The sequence below is a fragment of the Pseudomonas sp. GW821-FHT09E04 genome (genome assembly GCF_059416185.1).
In genome coordinates this window covers 47,669-62,933 of the sequence record NZ_JBWKOR010000001.1, presented here as the reverse complement: position 1 = coordinate 62,933, position 15,265 = coordinate 47,669, and the positions used below count along the sequence as shown (strand labels likewise).

15 protein-coding genes are annotated in these 15,265 nt (G+C 62.0%); 7 read left to right on the top strand and 8 right to left on the bottom strand.

The window, feature by feature from the left end; all coding sequences use genetic code 11:
* Window positions 1-42: 42 nt before the first annotated feature.
* Together AC07N4_RS00330 and AC07N4_RS00325 are read right to left on the bottom strand one after the other, a co-directional pair.
* The gene (locus AC07N4_RS00330; RefSeq protein ID WP_493064655.1) at window positions 43-1,116 is read right to left on the bottom strand and encodes a C45 family autoproteolytic acyltransferase/hydrolase; all 1,074 of its coding nucleotides are present in this window, start codon (window positions 1,114-1,116) and stop codon (window positions 43-45) included.
* Window positions 1,117-1,156: 40 nt separating this feature from the next.
* Entirely contained in the window at window positions 1,157-2,884 is a 1,728-nt protein-coding gene (locus tag AC07N4_RS00325) for an amidohydrolase (protein ID WP_493064654.1), read from the bottom strand.
* 105 nt (window positions 2,885-2,989) lie between these two features.
* Between AC07N4_RS00325 and AC07N4_RS00320 the strand changes: the two genes are divergently transcribed.
* Complete coding sequence (locus AC07N4_RS00320; protein WP_102621654.1) at window positions 2,990-3,895, top strand: LysR family transcriptional regulator; 906 nt, start codon at window positions 2,990-2,992, stop codon at window positions 3,893-3,895.
* 82 nt (window positions 3,896-3,977) lie between these two features.
* Entirely contained in the window at window positions 3,978-4,952 is a 975-nt protein-coding gene (locus tag AC07N4_RS00315) for a helix-turn-helix transcriptional regulator (RefSeq protein WP_102621655.1), read from the top strand.
* A 29-nt stretch (window positions 4,953-4,981) separates the two neighbouring features.
* Here the strand turns inward: AC07N4_RS00315 and AC07N4_RS00310 are convergent, their stop codons facing one another.
* On the bottom strand, window positions 4,982-6,892 hold the full coding sequence (locus AC07N4_RS00310; protein ID WP_493064653.1) for a tyrosine-protein phosphatase: 1,911 nt from the start codon (window positions 6,890-6,892) through the stop codon (window positions 4,982-4,984).
* 214 nt (window positions 6,893-7,106) lie between these two features.
* On the opposite strand from AC07N4_RS00310, the gene AC07N4_RS00305 reads away from it, so the two are divergent.
* A complete protein-coding gene (locus AC07N4_RS00305) occupies window positions 7,107-7,376 on the top strand; it encodes a FecR/PupR family sigma factor regulator (RefSeq protein ID WP_493064652.1) in 270 nt (89 codons plus the stop codon).
* Between the two features lie 39 nt (window positions 7,377-7,415).
* On the opposite strand, the gene AC07N4_RS00300 is transcribed toward AC07N4_RS00305, so the two are convergent.
* Window positions 7,416-8,321 (bottom strand): LysR family transcriptional regulator, encoded by a 906-nt coding sequence (locus AC07N4_RS00300; RefSeq protein WP_493064651.1) that lies wholly within the window; start codon window positions 8,319-8,321, stop codon window positions 7,416-7,418.
* Window positions 8,322-8,433: 112 nt separating this feature from the next.
* On the opposite strand from AC07N4_RS00300, the gene AC07N4_RS00295 reads away from it, so the two are divergent.
* The 4 genes from AC07N4_RS00295 to AC07N4_RS00280 all read left to right on the top strand — a co-directional run bounded on the left by AC07N4_RS00295 (window position 8,434) and on the right by AC07N4_RS00280 (window position 10,994).
* A complete protein-coding gene (locus AC07N4_RS00295; RefSeq protein ID WP_493064650.1) occupies window positions 8,434-9,270 on the top strand; it encodes an SDR family oxidoreductase in 837 nt (278 codons plus the stop codon).
* Window positions 9,271-9,340: 70 nt separating this feature from the next.
* The gene (locus AC07N4_RS00290) at window positions 9,341-9,847 is read left to right on the top strand and encodes a PaaI family thioesterase (protein WP_493064649.1); all 507 of its coding nucleotides are present in this window, start codon (window positions 9,341-9,343) and stop codon (window positions 9,845-9,847) included.
* Between the two features lie 17 nt (window positions 9,848-9,864).
* Window positions 9,865-10,227 carry a hypothetical protein gene (locus AC07N4_RS00285; protein WP_493064648.1) on the top strand — a complete coding sequence of 121 codons (363 nt, stop codon included), beginning with the start codon at window positions 9,865-9,867 and terminating at the stop codon, window positions 10,225-10,227.
* Between the two features lie 104 nt (window positions 10,228-10,331).
* Window positions 10,332-10,994: a glutathione S-transferase family protein gene (locus tag AC07N4_RS00280; protein WP_493064647.1), complete on the top strand. Its 663-nt coding sequence runs from the start codon at window positions 10,332-10,334 to the stop codon at window positions 10,992-10,994.
* A gap of 9 nt (window positions 10,995-11,003) precedes the next feature.
* Here AC07N4_RS00280 and AC07N4_RS00275 read toward each other — a convergent pair whose 3' ends face one another.
* The 4 genes from AC07N4_RS00275 to AC07N4_RS00260 are packed head-to-tail and all read right to left on the bottom strand — an operon-like array spanning window position 11,004 to window position 15,239.
* On the bottom strand, window positions 11,004-12,122 hold the full coding sequence (locus tag AC07N4_RS00275; protein WP_493064646.1) for an agmatine deiminase family protein: 1,119 nt from the start codon (window positions 12,120-12,122) through the stop codon (window positions 11,004-11,006).
* A 47-nt stretch (window positions 12,123-12,169) separates the two neighbouring features.
* Window positions 12,170-13,273 carry an extracellular solute-binding protein gene (locus AC07N4_RS00270; RefSeq protein ID WP_493064645.1) on the bottom strand — a complete coding sequence of 368 codons (1,104 nt, stop codon included), beginning with the start codon at window positions 13,271-13,273 and terminating at the stop codon, window positions 12,170-12,172.
* 1 nt (window position 13,274) lies between these two features.
* Window positions 13,275-14,183 carry an N-carbamoylputrescine amidase gene (gene aguB / locus AC07N4_RS00265; protein ID WP_273536499.1) on the bottom strand — a complete coding sequence of 303 codons (909 nt, stop codon included), beginning with the start codon at window positions 14,181-14,183 and terminating at the stop codon, window positions 13,275-13,277.
* 3 nt (window positions 14,184-14,186) lie between these two features.
* Entirely contained in the window at window positions 14,187-15,239 is a 1,053-nt protein-coding gene (locus AC07N4_RS00260; RefSeq protein WP_192560652.1) for an agmatine deiminase family protein, read from the bottom strand.
* Between the last annotated feature and the right edge of the window lie 26 nt (window positions 15,240-15,265).

Below are 15,265 nucleotides of genomic sequence, written 5' to 3'. Positions count from 1 at the left end.
TGCTCCTCTTGTTGTTGTTTTTCGGGGCGTTGCTTCAGGGTTTCAGAAACGCTGGTAACCGTTTCTGGCCAACTGTTTCGGGTTGCCGGCGGCGTATTCGAGGACGCCCAGTTCGGTGTCGATGCCAATGGTCAGCAAGGTTTCCCAACGCTCGGTGGCCGGCATGCTCAGATCGGGGCGGAAGCAGATCGGTGCTTCCTCGCCGGCCGCGCCGCACATGGCATCGGCCCGAAGTATCAGGTCGCCCTCGGTCATGCCGCTCAGCAAGGCGTTCACATGGTCGATGCGGGCGTAGGTGGTCGAGGCGTCCGGCGTGCGTTCGCCAGCGCTCAGGCTCGGATCGAGGAAATGGTTGGTGTGGGTGATCCAGCCTTCGGCGTTCGGCAACACCACGGCTGTGGCGGCTGGCGACAGCTCGATGCTGGCGGCACGAAGGGTCGAGTCGGCGCGGGAGAACACCGTCAACACCGTGGACGCGCTGACCCGCGCCGAACGTGCCAGTTCGATGGCCTCATCGACGCTGCGCGCCTGTTCCAGAATCCGTCGCGCAATCGCATGCACCGGTACACCGGCGGCGCCGTTGTCGCTGGCATGGTGAAGAATGTTGAAGTGCAGCCCGAGCCCGGCACTGTTCACGCCGATCTTGCCGAGCATGCCGAATTCGGTGAATAGCTTGACGGTCATCCCGGCGTCGGTGGTGAGTTGCAGGATCAAACCGTTGGGCACCAGCGTGTCGTGCCAGTCCCAGGTCTGAATCGTTTTTGGTGCCGCCGAGCCCTGGGGGGCGAAGACCGCCGTCGAGCATTCGCCTTCGGTGGACGGCATCACCGCGAGGATTTCGGTGCGAGCATTGAGGGCCGCAAGCTGCCACAGCGGCAGATCCGCGCCTTCGGCCATGGCGACGATTTCCTCGGCCAGTACCGGGCTCCAGTCTTCCAGGGCTTTCAGGCTGGCGTCGCCGATGTCGCGTACTTGCTGCGACGGAATATCGAGTTGATCGAAAAAGTCGAGATACAGCGCAACGGTCTGGCGAATCTGCGCGCTGAAGGCGTCACCGATCTGGTGCCCACGGGTTTGCGGGTTATGGGTGTCTGTGACGAAGCAATGAAGGTTCACGAAAGGGTTTCCTTTTTTAGCGTTGTAATCGGAGTGCGGCTTACGGCTGGCGGCGATAGATTTCGCGGCCGGCGAAGAAAGTGTTGAGCACCTGGGTGTCGCGCAGGGCTTCGGGGGCGACCGTGAACACATCGCGGTCGAGCACGATCAGGTCGGCCTGCTTGCCGGGCTTGAGCGAGCCGATGCTGTCTTCAAGGCGCAGAACCTTGGCCGCATTCAGGGTGTAGGCCTGGAACATGGTCTGGCGGTCGATGTCTTCGGCGGCGTTGAGCACGCCTTTCGGGCCCTTGCGGCTGACGGCCTGGTAAATGGCTTTCCAAGGTTCGGGCGTGGTGATCGGCCAGTCGCTGGCACCGGCAATGGTGGCGCCCTGCTTGAGCAGCGAGCGCGCCGGATAGGTGTACATGAAGGCCATGGCGCTGACGTATGGCTTGACCAGATCCATGCTCGATTCATCGGCGCTGGCCCAGTACATCTGCATCGAGGCGATGACGTTCAGCGCCTTGAACCGGGTGAACTCTTTTGGGTTGACCATTTGCAGGTGAGTGATCGAATGGGCGATGCCGCTCTGGCGATCCTTGCGCGCCTGCTCGATGCCATTGAGTGATTCGCGCACCGCACGGTCGCCGATGGCGTGGATGTGCACCAGCCAGCCACGGGCGTCGGCGGCGCTGACCAGCTCGCCAAAGTGCGCCGGGTCGATCAGCAACTCGCCGGACTTTTTCGAGTTCTTGTAAGGCTCCAGCATGGCTGCGCTTTGCGCGGGCGATTCGGCCACGCCGTCGGCGAACACCTTGATGCCCGGCAGCGTCAGGTTGTGCACGCCGAGGAACTGCTGGCGGACCTTGTCCAGCTCATCGAGGTCGGCGGGTGTGGCTTTCGAATCGGCCATCAGCAACGCGGCAACGTGGGCGGTGAGTTCGCCGTGTTCCGAAAGCTTCTTGTATGTCGGCAGCACGCCCAGCGAGTCGTTTTTCACGTCGGCGCCGGGCAGTTCGTTGGCCAGCGGGTCCATCCACCCGGTGATGCCCAGACTCTTGTAGTAATCCAGCGCCGCACGACCACCCGCCAGCAGCGCCTCATCGGTCGGCGGCGGCAACAGGGCCTGCACCGGATAGAGCCCGGCATCCACCATAAAACCGTTCGGCTGTCCGTTTGGGTGATGACCGAGGGTGTCTTTCTCTTCAGGTTTGAGCGCCTGAATGCGCGCCGCATCGATGCCGGCACGTTTGAGCATCGCCCGATTCGCCCAACCGGTGTGCAGGTCCCAGCCCAGCAGCAACAGCGGCTGATCAGCCCACTCGCCCTGATTGAAACGCTGTTCCAGCGCGTCTGTTTGATTCCAGTAGGTCGAGGGCAATCCGCCGACGCTGAGGAACTCGCCGCGCCGGGCCTTGCCGTCTTCGCGCCATTGGCGCAACCGCGATTCCAGTTCATCGAGCGGCAGCATCTGCCCATCGAGATTGGCCTGAAGCAGCTGCAAACCGCCCTTGATCGTGTGGGAATGGGAGTCGATGAAACCGGGCATCACCACTTTGCCACCCAGATCGATCAGCCGGGTGTCGGCGGTCTTGAGGCGCAGCACCTGCGCATCCGAACCGACCGCCACCACCTTGTCGCCCTCGATGGCTACAGCCTGCTGCAACGGCTGGCCGGGTTCGGCGGTGTAGATCTTCGCGTTGTGCAGGATCAGGTCGGTGGCCGCCAGACTTTCCAGCGAGGCACAAGCCAGTGCGGACGACACCATCAGGGTCAGAAGCTGCTTCATGAGCGTTCTCGTTATTTTTGTTAGGCTGAGGCCAGATTAGCCAAGCCCGCCGGATAACTGAATGCCGTCTCACGCACAACTTCTGTGCCCGCCAGGAATAGATCAATGGACAAAATGAGCGCCCTGACCATGTTCGTCGCCACCGCCGAACACGGTAATTTCAGCCGTGCCGCCGAGGTGCTCGGCAACACGCCGTCGGCCCTGACCAAGGCCGTGGCGCAACTGGAAGAGGAACTCGGCAGCCGCTTGTTCGACCGCACGACACGACGCATGGCGCTGACCGAGGCCGGGCGGATCTATCTGGAAGGCGCGCGTCAGGCGCTGTTGCAACTGCAACTGGCGAGCGAAGGCGTCGAACAGCTCAAGCACGAATTGCGCGGGGAGTTGCGCATCATCGCCCCGCCCTCCTTCGCACCGGCCTTTCTCAATCAGGTGTGCTGCCGCTTCCTGAACGAGCACCCGCAGGTGAATCTCGAAGTGGATCTGAGCGACAACTACGACGACCCGGTCGATGGCAGCTACGACCTGGCGCTGCGTGACGGGCCGATCGACCTGCCGGGGGTGATCGCTCAACCGCTGGTGGAAAACCGCGTACAGCTCTGCGCCAGCCCGGCCTATCTGGCGCGCAAGGGCAGCGATGTGTCACTGGACAACTATCACCAGCACGACTGGCTGATCTTCCGTCATCCGTTGCTCAACCGGCATTTCTGGTGGGTCAAACAGGGCGAGCGACGCCTGCGCATGACCCAGCCGACGCCGCGCATCGCCAGCGACAATTACGATTTCCTGCTGGCCTGCCTGCTCGACGGCCAGGGCCTGCAATTTCTCCCGCAGTGGAGCGCCGCGCCATATCTCGCCCGGGGCGAACTGGTGGAATTGATGCCCGAATACTGGCGTGAGCCCAGCGCTTTCGGACCGTGGATCTACGTGCTGTATCAGGCCCATCGGCGCAATACGCGCAAGGTGAAGGTGTTTATCGACTTCCTGAAGGCGCACTGGCAAACGCCGTAATCCGTTTGTGTCATGTCGCTGTCACTCTCGGTTGCTAACGTCCTCGCGCCTCTTTGCCCCGACTGCCAAGGTGACCCTCCCGGTGTACTCAAGCCCGACGCGCCAGACCATCATCCTCAGATCCGCCGATATGTCCTGCGACGACTTCGGCGCGTTGTTTTCCCGCATGTTCGGCAATCGTTATGGCGACACACCGCCACCGCCCAAGGACATCATCATCGGCGGCGTGTACGGCCGGCACGACGGGGTCAGTTTCCGGCGCATGCATTATCGGGGTGATTTCACCGTAGCGTTCCCCGAGCCCTACGATGAAATCACCTTTGTGATTCCCACCGCTGGCAGGATCATCTTCAACGACTCCGCCGAATCCCTGGGTTTGCCCCATATCGGGCTGGCGATCGACAAGGCGGACCTGCGCTCGATGCGTTTCGTCGACAATCACGCCCAGCACGGCATGTCGATCAGCCGCGCAGCGCTCACCGAACGGCTGTCGTCGCTGCTGGGACGACCGATCGTGCACAAGCTGCATTTCGAGCCGAGGGTGGATCTGAACAGCCCGGCGTTTCAGGGCATTCGCGCGCTGATCGATCTGGCCACCGGCACCGAGTTCGATCTGTTGTTGAACGCCGGTTCCTTGATGCCGTCGCGCCTGCGGGAAATGCTGGTAGACGCGGTGCTGGAAGCCTGGCCGCACAACTTCAGCGAAGCCTTGCGCCGCCCCGAGGCATCGATTGCACCTCGACATGTGAAGCAGGCCATCGAATACATTCAGGCGCATCCCGAGCAATTGGTCAGCGGGACGGATCTGGCAGGACTGGTGAACGTCAGCCTGCGGGCCTTGCAGGAAGGCTTCCGGCGGTTTGTCGGGACGTCGATTGTCGCGTATCAGCGCCAGGTCAGGCTGGAGCGGGCCTGTGAAGCGCTGAAGCACGGCCAATCGTCTTCGGTGACCGATGTGGCCCTGCAATACGGATTCAGCAACGTCGGTCGGTTCTGCCAGTATTTTCAGGATGCCTACGGCGTGAGCCCCGCAGAAATGCGAAAAGGACTGCGCTGAGGCAGTCCTTTTTCTTCACTTTCAGTTGATCAGAACTGATAACTGGCCTTGAGCCCACCGCTGAAACCGTGGCTGTCGCCGCCACCGCTGGCACCGACTTCGGCGCCCAGGCTCAGGGCGCCGAGGTTGGCCATCAGGTTGACGCCGCCGCTGAACTGATCGCGGTTGTCGAACGCCGCGCGTTGTTCGATATCCAGCCCCAGCAGGTGCCCTTCGCTGTCGATTTGATGATCGCCGAGCACACGCTCGTAACCGACCCGCACGCCCGGCACCAGTTGCCACGCGCCCATGGGCATCGGGGCAAACGAGACGTCGAGATTGGCCACGGCGCTGCGCCGGGTTTGCTGGATGTCGTCGACGTCGAGGGCCAGTTCGCTGCCCTTCTCCTGGAAGCCCGACAGGTCCAGACGGCTGACGCGCACGCCAAGGCTTGGCTCCAGAATCACGCTGTTCATCGGCATCCGATAACCCAGCGCCAGCGTGGCGCCACTGAGATTGCCATGGGTGTCGCCCTTCGCCGAACCGAGGCCACCGCCGAGGTCGCGCTTGCTGTCGTAGTCGACGTAACCGGCGCTGATGTTGGCATCGACAAACAGGCCACGTTCAAGGCTGGCGAAGCCATAACGCGCGCCAAGGTCGAAGAAGGTGAAATCGGTATCGGCCTCGCCACCCGCCCCGCCGACAGTGCCTTTGCTGTAACCGATGCCGCCGCGCGCGCTGAGTTGCTCGGAGAAGCGTTGGGTGATACCGACCATCAAGCCCTGACTGTGTTCATTGCTGCTTTGCGCATGGGCCGAACCGTCGGTGCCCAGGTAGCCGGCGAGCGCGGTACTCCACAACCGGTACTGGCCGACTTTCAGGTCGGTACCACTGGCAAACGGCGCAGCGGCCTGCTCGATCATTGCGTTCTGACGCAGCAGATAACTCGCCGCATCGGCGTGTACTTGACCGCCCACGGTGGATTCGACGCCGCCGAGGGTGCCGGCGTCGATGGCCGATTGCAGGTAGTAGTTGTAGGCGCTGTAGGTGCCCGACAGTTTGCTGTTCTGCAACTCCTGCAACAGTTGCGCGCCAGCCGCGGCGTTGCCGATCAGCCCTGCCTGACCGGGCAGACTGTTGTACTCGACCATTTTGCCGCGCAGCACGTAAATGGTTTCCTGAGACAGACCCAACCCCTGTTTGAGGTAGTTGTCCATGCTGCCGTATTGCGCGGTCACCTGATCCAGGCCGGCTTGCAGGTAACTGGCCTCCACGCCCAGCAGCGGCGCGTAGATCGCGGCCATGCTCGGTGGCATCATCGCCAGGGTCTTGGCCACACGGGTGGCGGTGTAATCGTTGGTCGCCAGGTAGTTGCTCATGATCGTGGCGTTGTCGACCCCGGCGATGCTTTGCAGCACAGCGGCCGTCCAGCCGGTGCGGTCCTTGCCGGCGGTGCAATGGAACAGCGCGGCACCGTCGACGCCGGCCAGTTCGTTGAACAGCACATTGAGCTGACCGCGCATGCCGGCGTCGCTGACAAACGCACGGTTGGTCTCCTGCATCATCGCAACCGCATCGGCCGCGCTTTTGAACGAGACGGTGGTGATGTTCGCACCCGAGGTGGTGGCGCCGATGATGTCGATGTTCTGGTAGGTCGCGCCGCTGATCATCGTGTCCGGCGTGCCGGCGATTTCGCTGGGGGTGCGCAAGTCGTAAACGGCCTTGATGCCCAGACCGTTGAGGGTCGCCAGGTCCGACGCCGTCGGCGTCAGCGCGTTGGAGCGGTAGAACACACCGGCGCGCATCGTGCCGTCGTGGGTCGTTGAGTAGGCCGTGGTGATACCGGCGATATCGCGGAAGTTGTCGATGCCCTTCAGGCGTGGGGTATCAAGGTCGGCCGCATGGGCGGCAGCGATGGACAGACTCAACACGGACAGCGAACACAAAAGACGTGGAAACACGATGCAGCCTCATTGGAAACCGGTTGGGCTGCCCACTATCTACAACGCAATGTGACTGAATATGGCAAAACTTCGAAAAGCGTAAATGGCGGCGCGATCTGTCCGCCGGGCGCGCGTTCTGTCCGCGACGCGGACTAAATCCTCACCGTGCTTTGACGTTTTTTTTGCAAGCACCCACGTAAATTGCTCGCTTCGGCCATTCTGGAACCCGTCAATGAACGACGCAGACGATCAAATCCTGACGCAAGCGGCGCACTGGTGCCTGCGCCTGCAAGACGAAACCTGCACGCCTGACGAGCGCCTGGAATTCCAGCAATGGATTCAGACCGACCCGCGCCACGCCTTCGAATACGCGAAGATGCTCGAGGTCTGGGAGCTGAGCGATCAACTGCCGGACGACCGCGAAAAGTCGAAAAAACGCAAAACCACGACGCTGCCGTGCAGCTTCGAAGAGTTTCAACGCAACCTCGCGCAACGTAGCTGATGCGCCGCGATACGCCGGGGTTGTTGATCTGACGCAAAGCTACGACACACCCTGGCTCGCCCAGTCCCGCACTGCCTGAGCGAACAATCGTAGCGCGGTGGGCGGATGACGGTTGGCCGGGTAATACAGACAAAGCCCGGAGTAATTCGGGCTCCATTGTTCCAGCAAACGGACCAACCGTCCGGCCTGCAGAGCCTCCGCCACCAGGGACTGCGGCACCCAGGCGATTCCCGCACCGGCCAGCGCGGCCTCGACCATCAGGTTGAGGTTGTCCATCGTCAACTGACCTTCCACATCCAGGCTGACGCTTTGTTCGCCCTGTTTGAATTCCCAGCGAAACAGACCACCACCGGCGAAGCGAAAGCGAATGCAGCGATGGGCCTTGAGATCCTGCGGCACCTGTGGTGCCGGATGCTGCTGAAGGTAATCCGGCGAGGCCACGGCAGCGAAACACACGTCGGGCCCGAAGCGGATGGCGATCATGTCGCGTGGCACATCATCGATCAGCCGGATGCCGGCATCAAAACCGTCGCCGACAATGTCTTGCAGCGCAGCGTCGGCCACGAACTCGATGTGGATGTTCGGATATCGGGCAATGAACTCAGGAACCACGTGGCGAATCAGCGGCCGGATCGATGACTCTGACGCGCTGATACGGATCGACCCGGAAGGGCTGATCCGGGCGGATGTGACCTCGTTGACCACGTTCGCCAGGTCATTCATCAACGGTCGAACCCCGTTGAGCAACTGCTCCCCCGCCTCGGTCAGCGACACCGAGCGCGTCGTGCGGTTGAACAGGCGCATTTCCAGGCGCGCCTCCAGATTGCGCATCGAATGGCTGAGCGCCGACGAAGACACTCCCAACACCCGCGCGGCGCCACTGAAACTGCGCTGTTCGGCAATGGCGATGAAGGCGGTAAGGCCCGGCAGATCTGCGCGCAACATTGATGAAAATCCCTCACTAAGGCATGCAGCCAACCCTATATTGTTGAGCAATCAGCAGCAATATAGAGTCGTTCACCTCGTCGGGAATCCGGCTCTCACGTGAGATGAACCCATGAACAATTCAGCGAAAGTAATCGTGGTGATCGGTGCGGGCGCCATCGGCCAGGCGATTGCCCGGCGCGTCAGTGCCGGCAAGCATGTAGTGCTGGCCGATCTCAAGCAGGAAAACGCGGACGCAGCAGCAAAGGTCTTGCTCGATGCAGGTTTCGACGTGACCACCACCGTGGTGGACGTCGCCTCTCGCGCCTCGGTGCAAGCGCTGGCCCGGACCGCTACCGCCCTCGGTGACATCAGCGGGGTGATTCATGCGGCTGGGGTCTCGCCCTCGCAAGCGTCAGCCGCAACCATTTTGCGCGTCGACCTGTACGGCACGGCCGTCGTACTGGAGGAATTCGGCCAGGTCATCGCTGCCGGCGGTTCGGCCATCGTGATTGCCTCGCAATCCGGTCACCGCTTGCCGGCGCTGAGCGCTGAACAGAACAAGGCGCTGGCCACGACACCGACCGAGGAACTGCTGGCGTTGCCGATGCTGTCGGCCGAGCGCATCAGCGACCCGTTGCACGCCTATCAAGCCTCCAAACGCGGCAATTCGCTGCGGGTCATGGCAGAGGCCGTGCGTTGGGGTAAACGGGGTGCACGGGTCAATACGATCAGCCCGGGCATCATCTTCACGCCACTGGCCCGGGATGAGTTGAACGGCCCGCGCGGTGAAGGCTACCGGCGCATGATCGAACGCAGCGCCGCCGGGCGTGGCGGCACACCGGATGAAGTGGCAGCAGTCGGCGCATTGCTCATGGGACCCGAGGGCACATTCATCACCGGCAGCGACTTCCTCATGGATGGTGGTGTCACGGCGGCCTACTGGTATGGGGATCTGGCGCCGGACTAAATCACGCTTCATCCTTTATTCGGGGTTAGAATCCGCCCGGTTCGGCTAACAGTTTAAGGATGACCCCGGCATGTCCACCCTCGACACTTCCCTGCAAGACACCGTCGCCCCCGACGGCGTCTGCTTCGGCTGCGGCAGCAGCAACCCGCACGGCTTGCATATCAAGAGTTTCTGGCACGAGGACGGCGTGCACGTCATGGCCGAGCACATCCCCGAAGCCAAATACTGCGGCTGGCCGGAGCTGGTCTACGGCGGCCTGATCGCGATGCTGGTGGACTGCCATTCCAACTGGACGGCGATGGCTTATCACTACCGCGCTGAAGGGCGTGAAGCCGAAAGCCTGCCGCGCATCAACTGCGTCACCGGCAACCTCGGCATCAAGTTCATCAAGCCGACACCGATGGGCGTGCCGCTGACGTTGAAGGCCCGAGTAGAAGGTGAAGTCGGACGCAAGAGCCGGGTGATCTGCGAAGTCTACGCCGGGGAGGTGCTGACGGCGGTGGGTGATTCGGTGTTTGTTCGGGTGGATACCGAACAACTGGCGGCGGCCGCTCATGGGCGCAATGAAGACCAATGAGTAGCCGAGCAAAAAACATGGCGCTGATTGTCGTCATGAGCCTGATGGTGGTTGGCGGCCTGAATTGGCTGATGAACGAATCCTGGCTGATCGCCACGCAAGCAAGCGGCGAAGATGCTTTCTCGTATCTGATAATCGAGATTTTGCAGGCGGTGGCCATCCACTCGGTGGCAGTGGCATTCATCCCGCTGCTGTTGGCGTTCTTTAGACAGACACTCGCCAGTTATGTCGTGCTGATACTGATGCTGTCGCTCTACATGCTGCTCATTACCGGCCTCAATGCGGTCGGCCCGGCCATCGCCGGACTCATGATCGCAGCGGTGGCTTACGCGGTGTTCACAAAATCGGTCAACCTGATCCGGTACTTTCGCGCGAAGTGACCCGATTCAGCGTTCGGGCTGCTGGTGGAAATCAAATGCATGGCCGTGCGCAGGCGCGCTATACCTGTGTAGTGCTTTTCACCACCAACGCGAGGCGTTGAACCATGGACTTGACCCTCTATTACCATCCGTTGTCGTCCTATTGCCACAAGGTGTTGATCGCCCTTTACGAACACGGCACCGCGTTCGACAAACGTGTCATCGACCTTTCCAGTGAAGCCGAGCGCGCTGAGCTGCGGGCTCTGTGGCCGCTGGTCAAATTCCCGGTGCTGCATGATCGTGCCCGCCAGCGCAGCGTGCCGGAGTCGAGCGTGATCATCGAGTATCTGGATCACTACCATGCCGGCGCTGGCCGGCTGATCCCCGACGATTGGGACACCGCCCTGCAAGTGCGCCTCTGGGACCGGTTTTTCGACAACTACGTGATGACGCCGATGTCGCAGATTGTCGCCGACCGCATCCACGACCGACACGGCGACCTGACCAGCCAGCGCACCCTGCTGAACACCGCGTACGGCATGCTCGAACGTCAGTTGGCGACCCGTCAGTGGATCGCCAGCCCGGACTTCAGCATGGCCGATTGCTCCGCGAGCCCGGCCCTGTTTTACGCCAGCACGCTGGTGCCGTTCCCCGGCGACCATGGCCACTTGAATGCCTATTTCGAGCGGCTGGTTCAGCGCCCCGCTTTCAAACAGGTCCTTGAAGAAGCCAAACCGTGGTTTGACTTCTATCCCTTTGCCGAGGCGATTCCCCCACGGTTTCGCTGAACGCGGCCCTTACGCCGGCTGGTGACTGGTCACGCAGTGAATCCCGCCACCACCGGCCGCGATGGCGTCGATGTTGATCTGCACCACGTCGCGGTTCGGGTAGAGCTGCTTGAGCAGGTCGAAGGCCTTCTTGTCGGCGTCCTTGTCGCCAAACTCCGGCGCGATGACCGCGCCATTGATGACGAAATAGTTGATGTAACCGGCCGCGAAGTCGTCGTTGTTCTTGTTGAACTTGGTTTTGCGCGGCTTCAGCGGTGGTGACACGGTGTGGATCTGCAGCGGGCGACCGTCGGCGTCGGTGGCCTTTTTCAGGATCTCCAGGTGCGCCAGCGTGACCTTGTTGTCGTAGGACTTCGGGTCGGTGTCGAGGTTGGCGATCACCACGCCGGGCTTGACGAAGCGTGCGTAGAAATCGACGTGAGCGTCAGTGATGTCCTTGTCCTTGATGCCCGGCAGCCAGATGATTTTGCGCAGGCCCAGGCGTGCCTTCAGTTCCGCCTCGACATCAGCCTTGCTCCAGCCGGGGTTGCGGTTGCTGTTGACCCAGCAGCTTTCGGTCATGATCCCGGTGCCGTGGCCATCGACCTCAATGCCGCCGCCCTCGCCCACCAGTTCGCTGCGGATGTAGGTCGCTTGCGAGTCTTGCGCCACTCGTTTGGCGATTTTCGCGTCTTTGGAGTGCTGCTGCTTGTTGCCCCAGCCGCTGAAATTGAAGTCCACCGCCCCGAGGCCGCTTTTGTCATCGATGACGAAGTTGGCGCTGATGTCACGCATCCAGATGTCGTCGAGATTGGCGATCTGGTAAGTGATGTTGGAGGTGCCGCAAATCTCTTCGGCCAGGCTGCGTTCGCCGCTGCGGCAGTAAATGGTCAGCGGCTCATAACGGGCGATGGCGCGGGCGATCCGGCCCAGCGCTTCCTGGACGTCTTCGGTGAAATCTTCCCAGATCGCGTCCTGCGCGCCGAACGCCATGTAGGCGCGTTCGTGTTTGTCGCCCTCGTCGGGCATGAACCAGCGACCTTCGCTGGCCGCCAGCACCCGCGCCGGGGACAGGCCGAGGCCCATGACGGCAGCGCCTACGCCGGCGGCGACTGAAACCTGTTTGATGAACTCGCGACGAGTCGGCATGTGTACGTTCCTGTGGTGTAAGGGGCCGCCGAAGCGGCCCGGAAAAATCACTTTGCAGTGGCGGTCTTGAACTTGGTCCAGGTGCGCATGCGGGCACGCATGTCGGCCTGGGGAATGTCCTTGCCCGGTATCAGACGAGCATAGGTCGCTTCGTCGAGGTAGATGTCCGGGTTGTTGCGCATGGCCTCATCCACGTTTGGCCGGGCCCTGGCGTTGGAGGTCGGGTAACCGGTGAAATTGCTGATCGCGGCCATGTTCTCCGGGCGCATCACGAAGTTGATGAAGGCATAAGCGTACTCCGGGTGTTTGGCATCGACCGGAATGGCCATGGTGTCCATCCACACCGTGGTGCCCTCGCGGGGAACGCGGTACTGGAAGCGGGTCTGTTTGCCGGCACTGTCCGAGGTGCGCTGGGCCTGGGTCATGTCGCCGCTGTAGCCGAGGGACAGGCACAGGTTGCCGTTGACCAGATCGGTGACCGGTTGCGACTGGAACTTGCGGATGTGCGGCCGCAGCTTCATCAGCAAGTCACTGGCCGCCGCCAGATCCGCAGGCTTGGCGCTGCGCGGGTCGCGGCCCAGGTAATTGAGCACCACGGCCAGCACTTCGTCCGGCGAGTCGATCATCGAAATCCCGCAATCGGCAAACTTGGCGGCCAGTTCCGGTTTGAACAGCATGTCGAGGCTGTTGACCGGGGCGTCGGCCATGCGCTGCTTGATCTGCTCGGCGTTGTAGGTCAGGCCGATGGTGCCCCAGGTGTACGGCACCGTGGCCTTGTTCGAATGCTCGTAATGACTGCGCAGCTTTTGCAGGCCCGGCTCGATGTCGTTCATCGCCGTGACCTTCGAAGGATCCAGCGGCAACAGGCTGCCGGCACGCATCAGCCGCTCGGCCACCGTGTCGCCGGGGAAGATCAGGTCGTAGCCGCTGCCACCGGAGAGCATCTTGGCCTCCAGGGTTTCGCTGCCGTCCATCACGTCGTAGATCACCTTGATCCCGGTTTCGGCGGTGAACTTTGTCAGCGTGTCTTCGGCGAAATAATCCGCCCAGTTGTACAGCCGCAGGGTCTTGTCTTCGGCGTGCACGGCCGGCATCAGGCCAGCCAGCGCCAGGCCCAGAGCGCCCAGCAACCACTTGTGTGAGATTTGCATATCAGACTCCTTGAGGATTCCAGCGGGCGTTAAGGTGACGGCCGTCCTGGCTCAACAAGGCGCCGTACATTTCCGGACGACGGTCGCGGTAGATGCCCCAGCTCAGGCGATCTTCACGCATGGCTGTCAGATCCAGGCTTTGCACCAAGACACCGGTGCTGGCGCGGTCGGCTTCGGCGAGCATTTTTCCCTTGTGGTTGCAGATGAACGACGAACCGTAGAAATTCATTTGCAGCGTCGCATCGGTGCCCGCCACTTCACGGCCAACGCGGTTGGACGCGATCACCGGCAACAGATTGGCAGCGGCGTGGCCGCGCATGGTCATCTGCCAGTGGTCCCGCGAATCCAGATCCGCGCAGCCCGGTTCCGAGCCGATGGCGGTCGGAAACAGCAGCACTTCGGCACCCATCAAGGCCAGGCAACGGGCGGTCTCCGGGAACCACTGATCCCAGCAGATACCCACGCCGAGGCGGCCGAACGCGGTGTCCCAGACTTTGAAACCGGTGTCGCCGGGGCTGAAATATTCCTTCTCCTGATAGCCGATGGCGTTGGGGATGTGAGTCTTGCGGTACACACCCAACAGACGCCCGTCGGCATCGGCCACGCTCAGGGAATTGAAGTAAGCGTTGCCGGCCTTCTCGTACCAACTCAGCGGCAACACAACGCCCAGTTCCCGAGCCAGCGCGGCGAACCGCGACAGCACCTGACTGTCGCGGAACTCCTCGGCCAGCGCCATATGGTGGTGGCTCTGCTCGATGCAGAAATACGGCGTGGCAAAAAGCTCCTGCAACAGGATCACTTGTGCGCCCTGTGCGGCCGCTTCACGCACCAACTGCTCGGCGCGATCGAGGTTGCTTTTCAGATCCCAGGTGCACGGCATCTGGGTAGTGGCGACTTTCAGCAACGTCATCGATCAACCCTCCACCGGCCAGGCTGGCTGTTGCTGGGTGATGCAGTGCACACCGCCGCCGCCATGGGCCAGATGATTGATCTGCACCGGCACCACTTCACGGCCCGGGAACGCCTTGGCCAGCGTTTCTGCCGCGACATGGTCGGCCTCGATGCCGTACGCCGGCATGATGATCGCGCCGTTGGCGATGTAGAAGTTGGTGTACGAGGCGCAGAAGACTTCGGCTTCGGTGTCCACCGCATCGGTGGCTTCATACAGTTCGATCAACTCGAATTTACGGCCCTGGGCGTCGGTGGCCAGTTCCAGTGCGCGACGGTTTTCCCGCACCACTTCGGCGTACACCGAGCTGCGATCATGGGTAGCGTCCACCAGCAACACGCCGGGACGAGCGAAGGCACAGACGCCATCGACGTGGCCGTCAGTCATGTCGCCGGTGACGTAATCCGGATCGCCCGGCAGCCAGATGGTTTTCTTCACGCCGAGCAGGCGACTGAAGATCTCTTCCATCTCGGCTTTGCTCACGCCGGGGTTGCGGTTGGGGTTGAGCAGCACCGATTCGGTGGTGATCAACGTGCCCTCGCCGTCCACGTGGATCGCGCCGCCCTCGTTGCTCAGCGCCGTGCCAAAGCACTCGCCGCCCAGGTGATTGAGCACGCGACGGGCCAGGCTTTCGTCCAGGTCGTGGGCCGATTTGCCGCCCCAGGCGTTGAAGCGCCAGCTCACACCGGCCAGACCTTGCTCCGGATGAACCACGAAGCTTGGGCCGGAGTCGCGGCACCAGCTGTCGTTGACTGCCAGCGGGATCAGTTCGATGTTCGGCCCGCACAAGGTTTTGGCACGGGCGATGGCCGACGGATCGACAACCATTTTCACCGGTTCGAACCGGGCGATGGCGTTGGCGACGCGAGCGAAATCTTCCTGCACCAACGGCAAGGTCACGCCCCAGCCCGACTCCCACAGGGCCTGATTGTGTGGCCAGACCATCCAGGTCGCCGCGTGCGTTACCCACTCTGCCGGCATCATCCAACCGCTGTTGTTGTTTTTGTTCTGCTGCATGGTAAAAAGCCCTTTGAGTTAAGCCA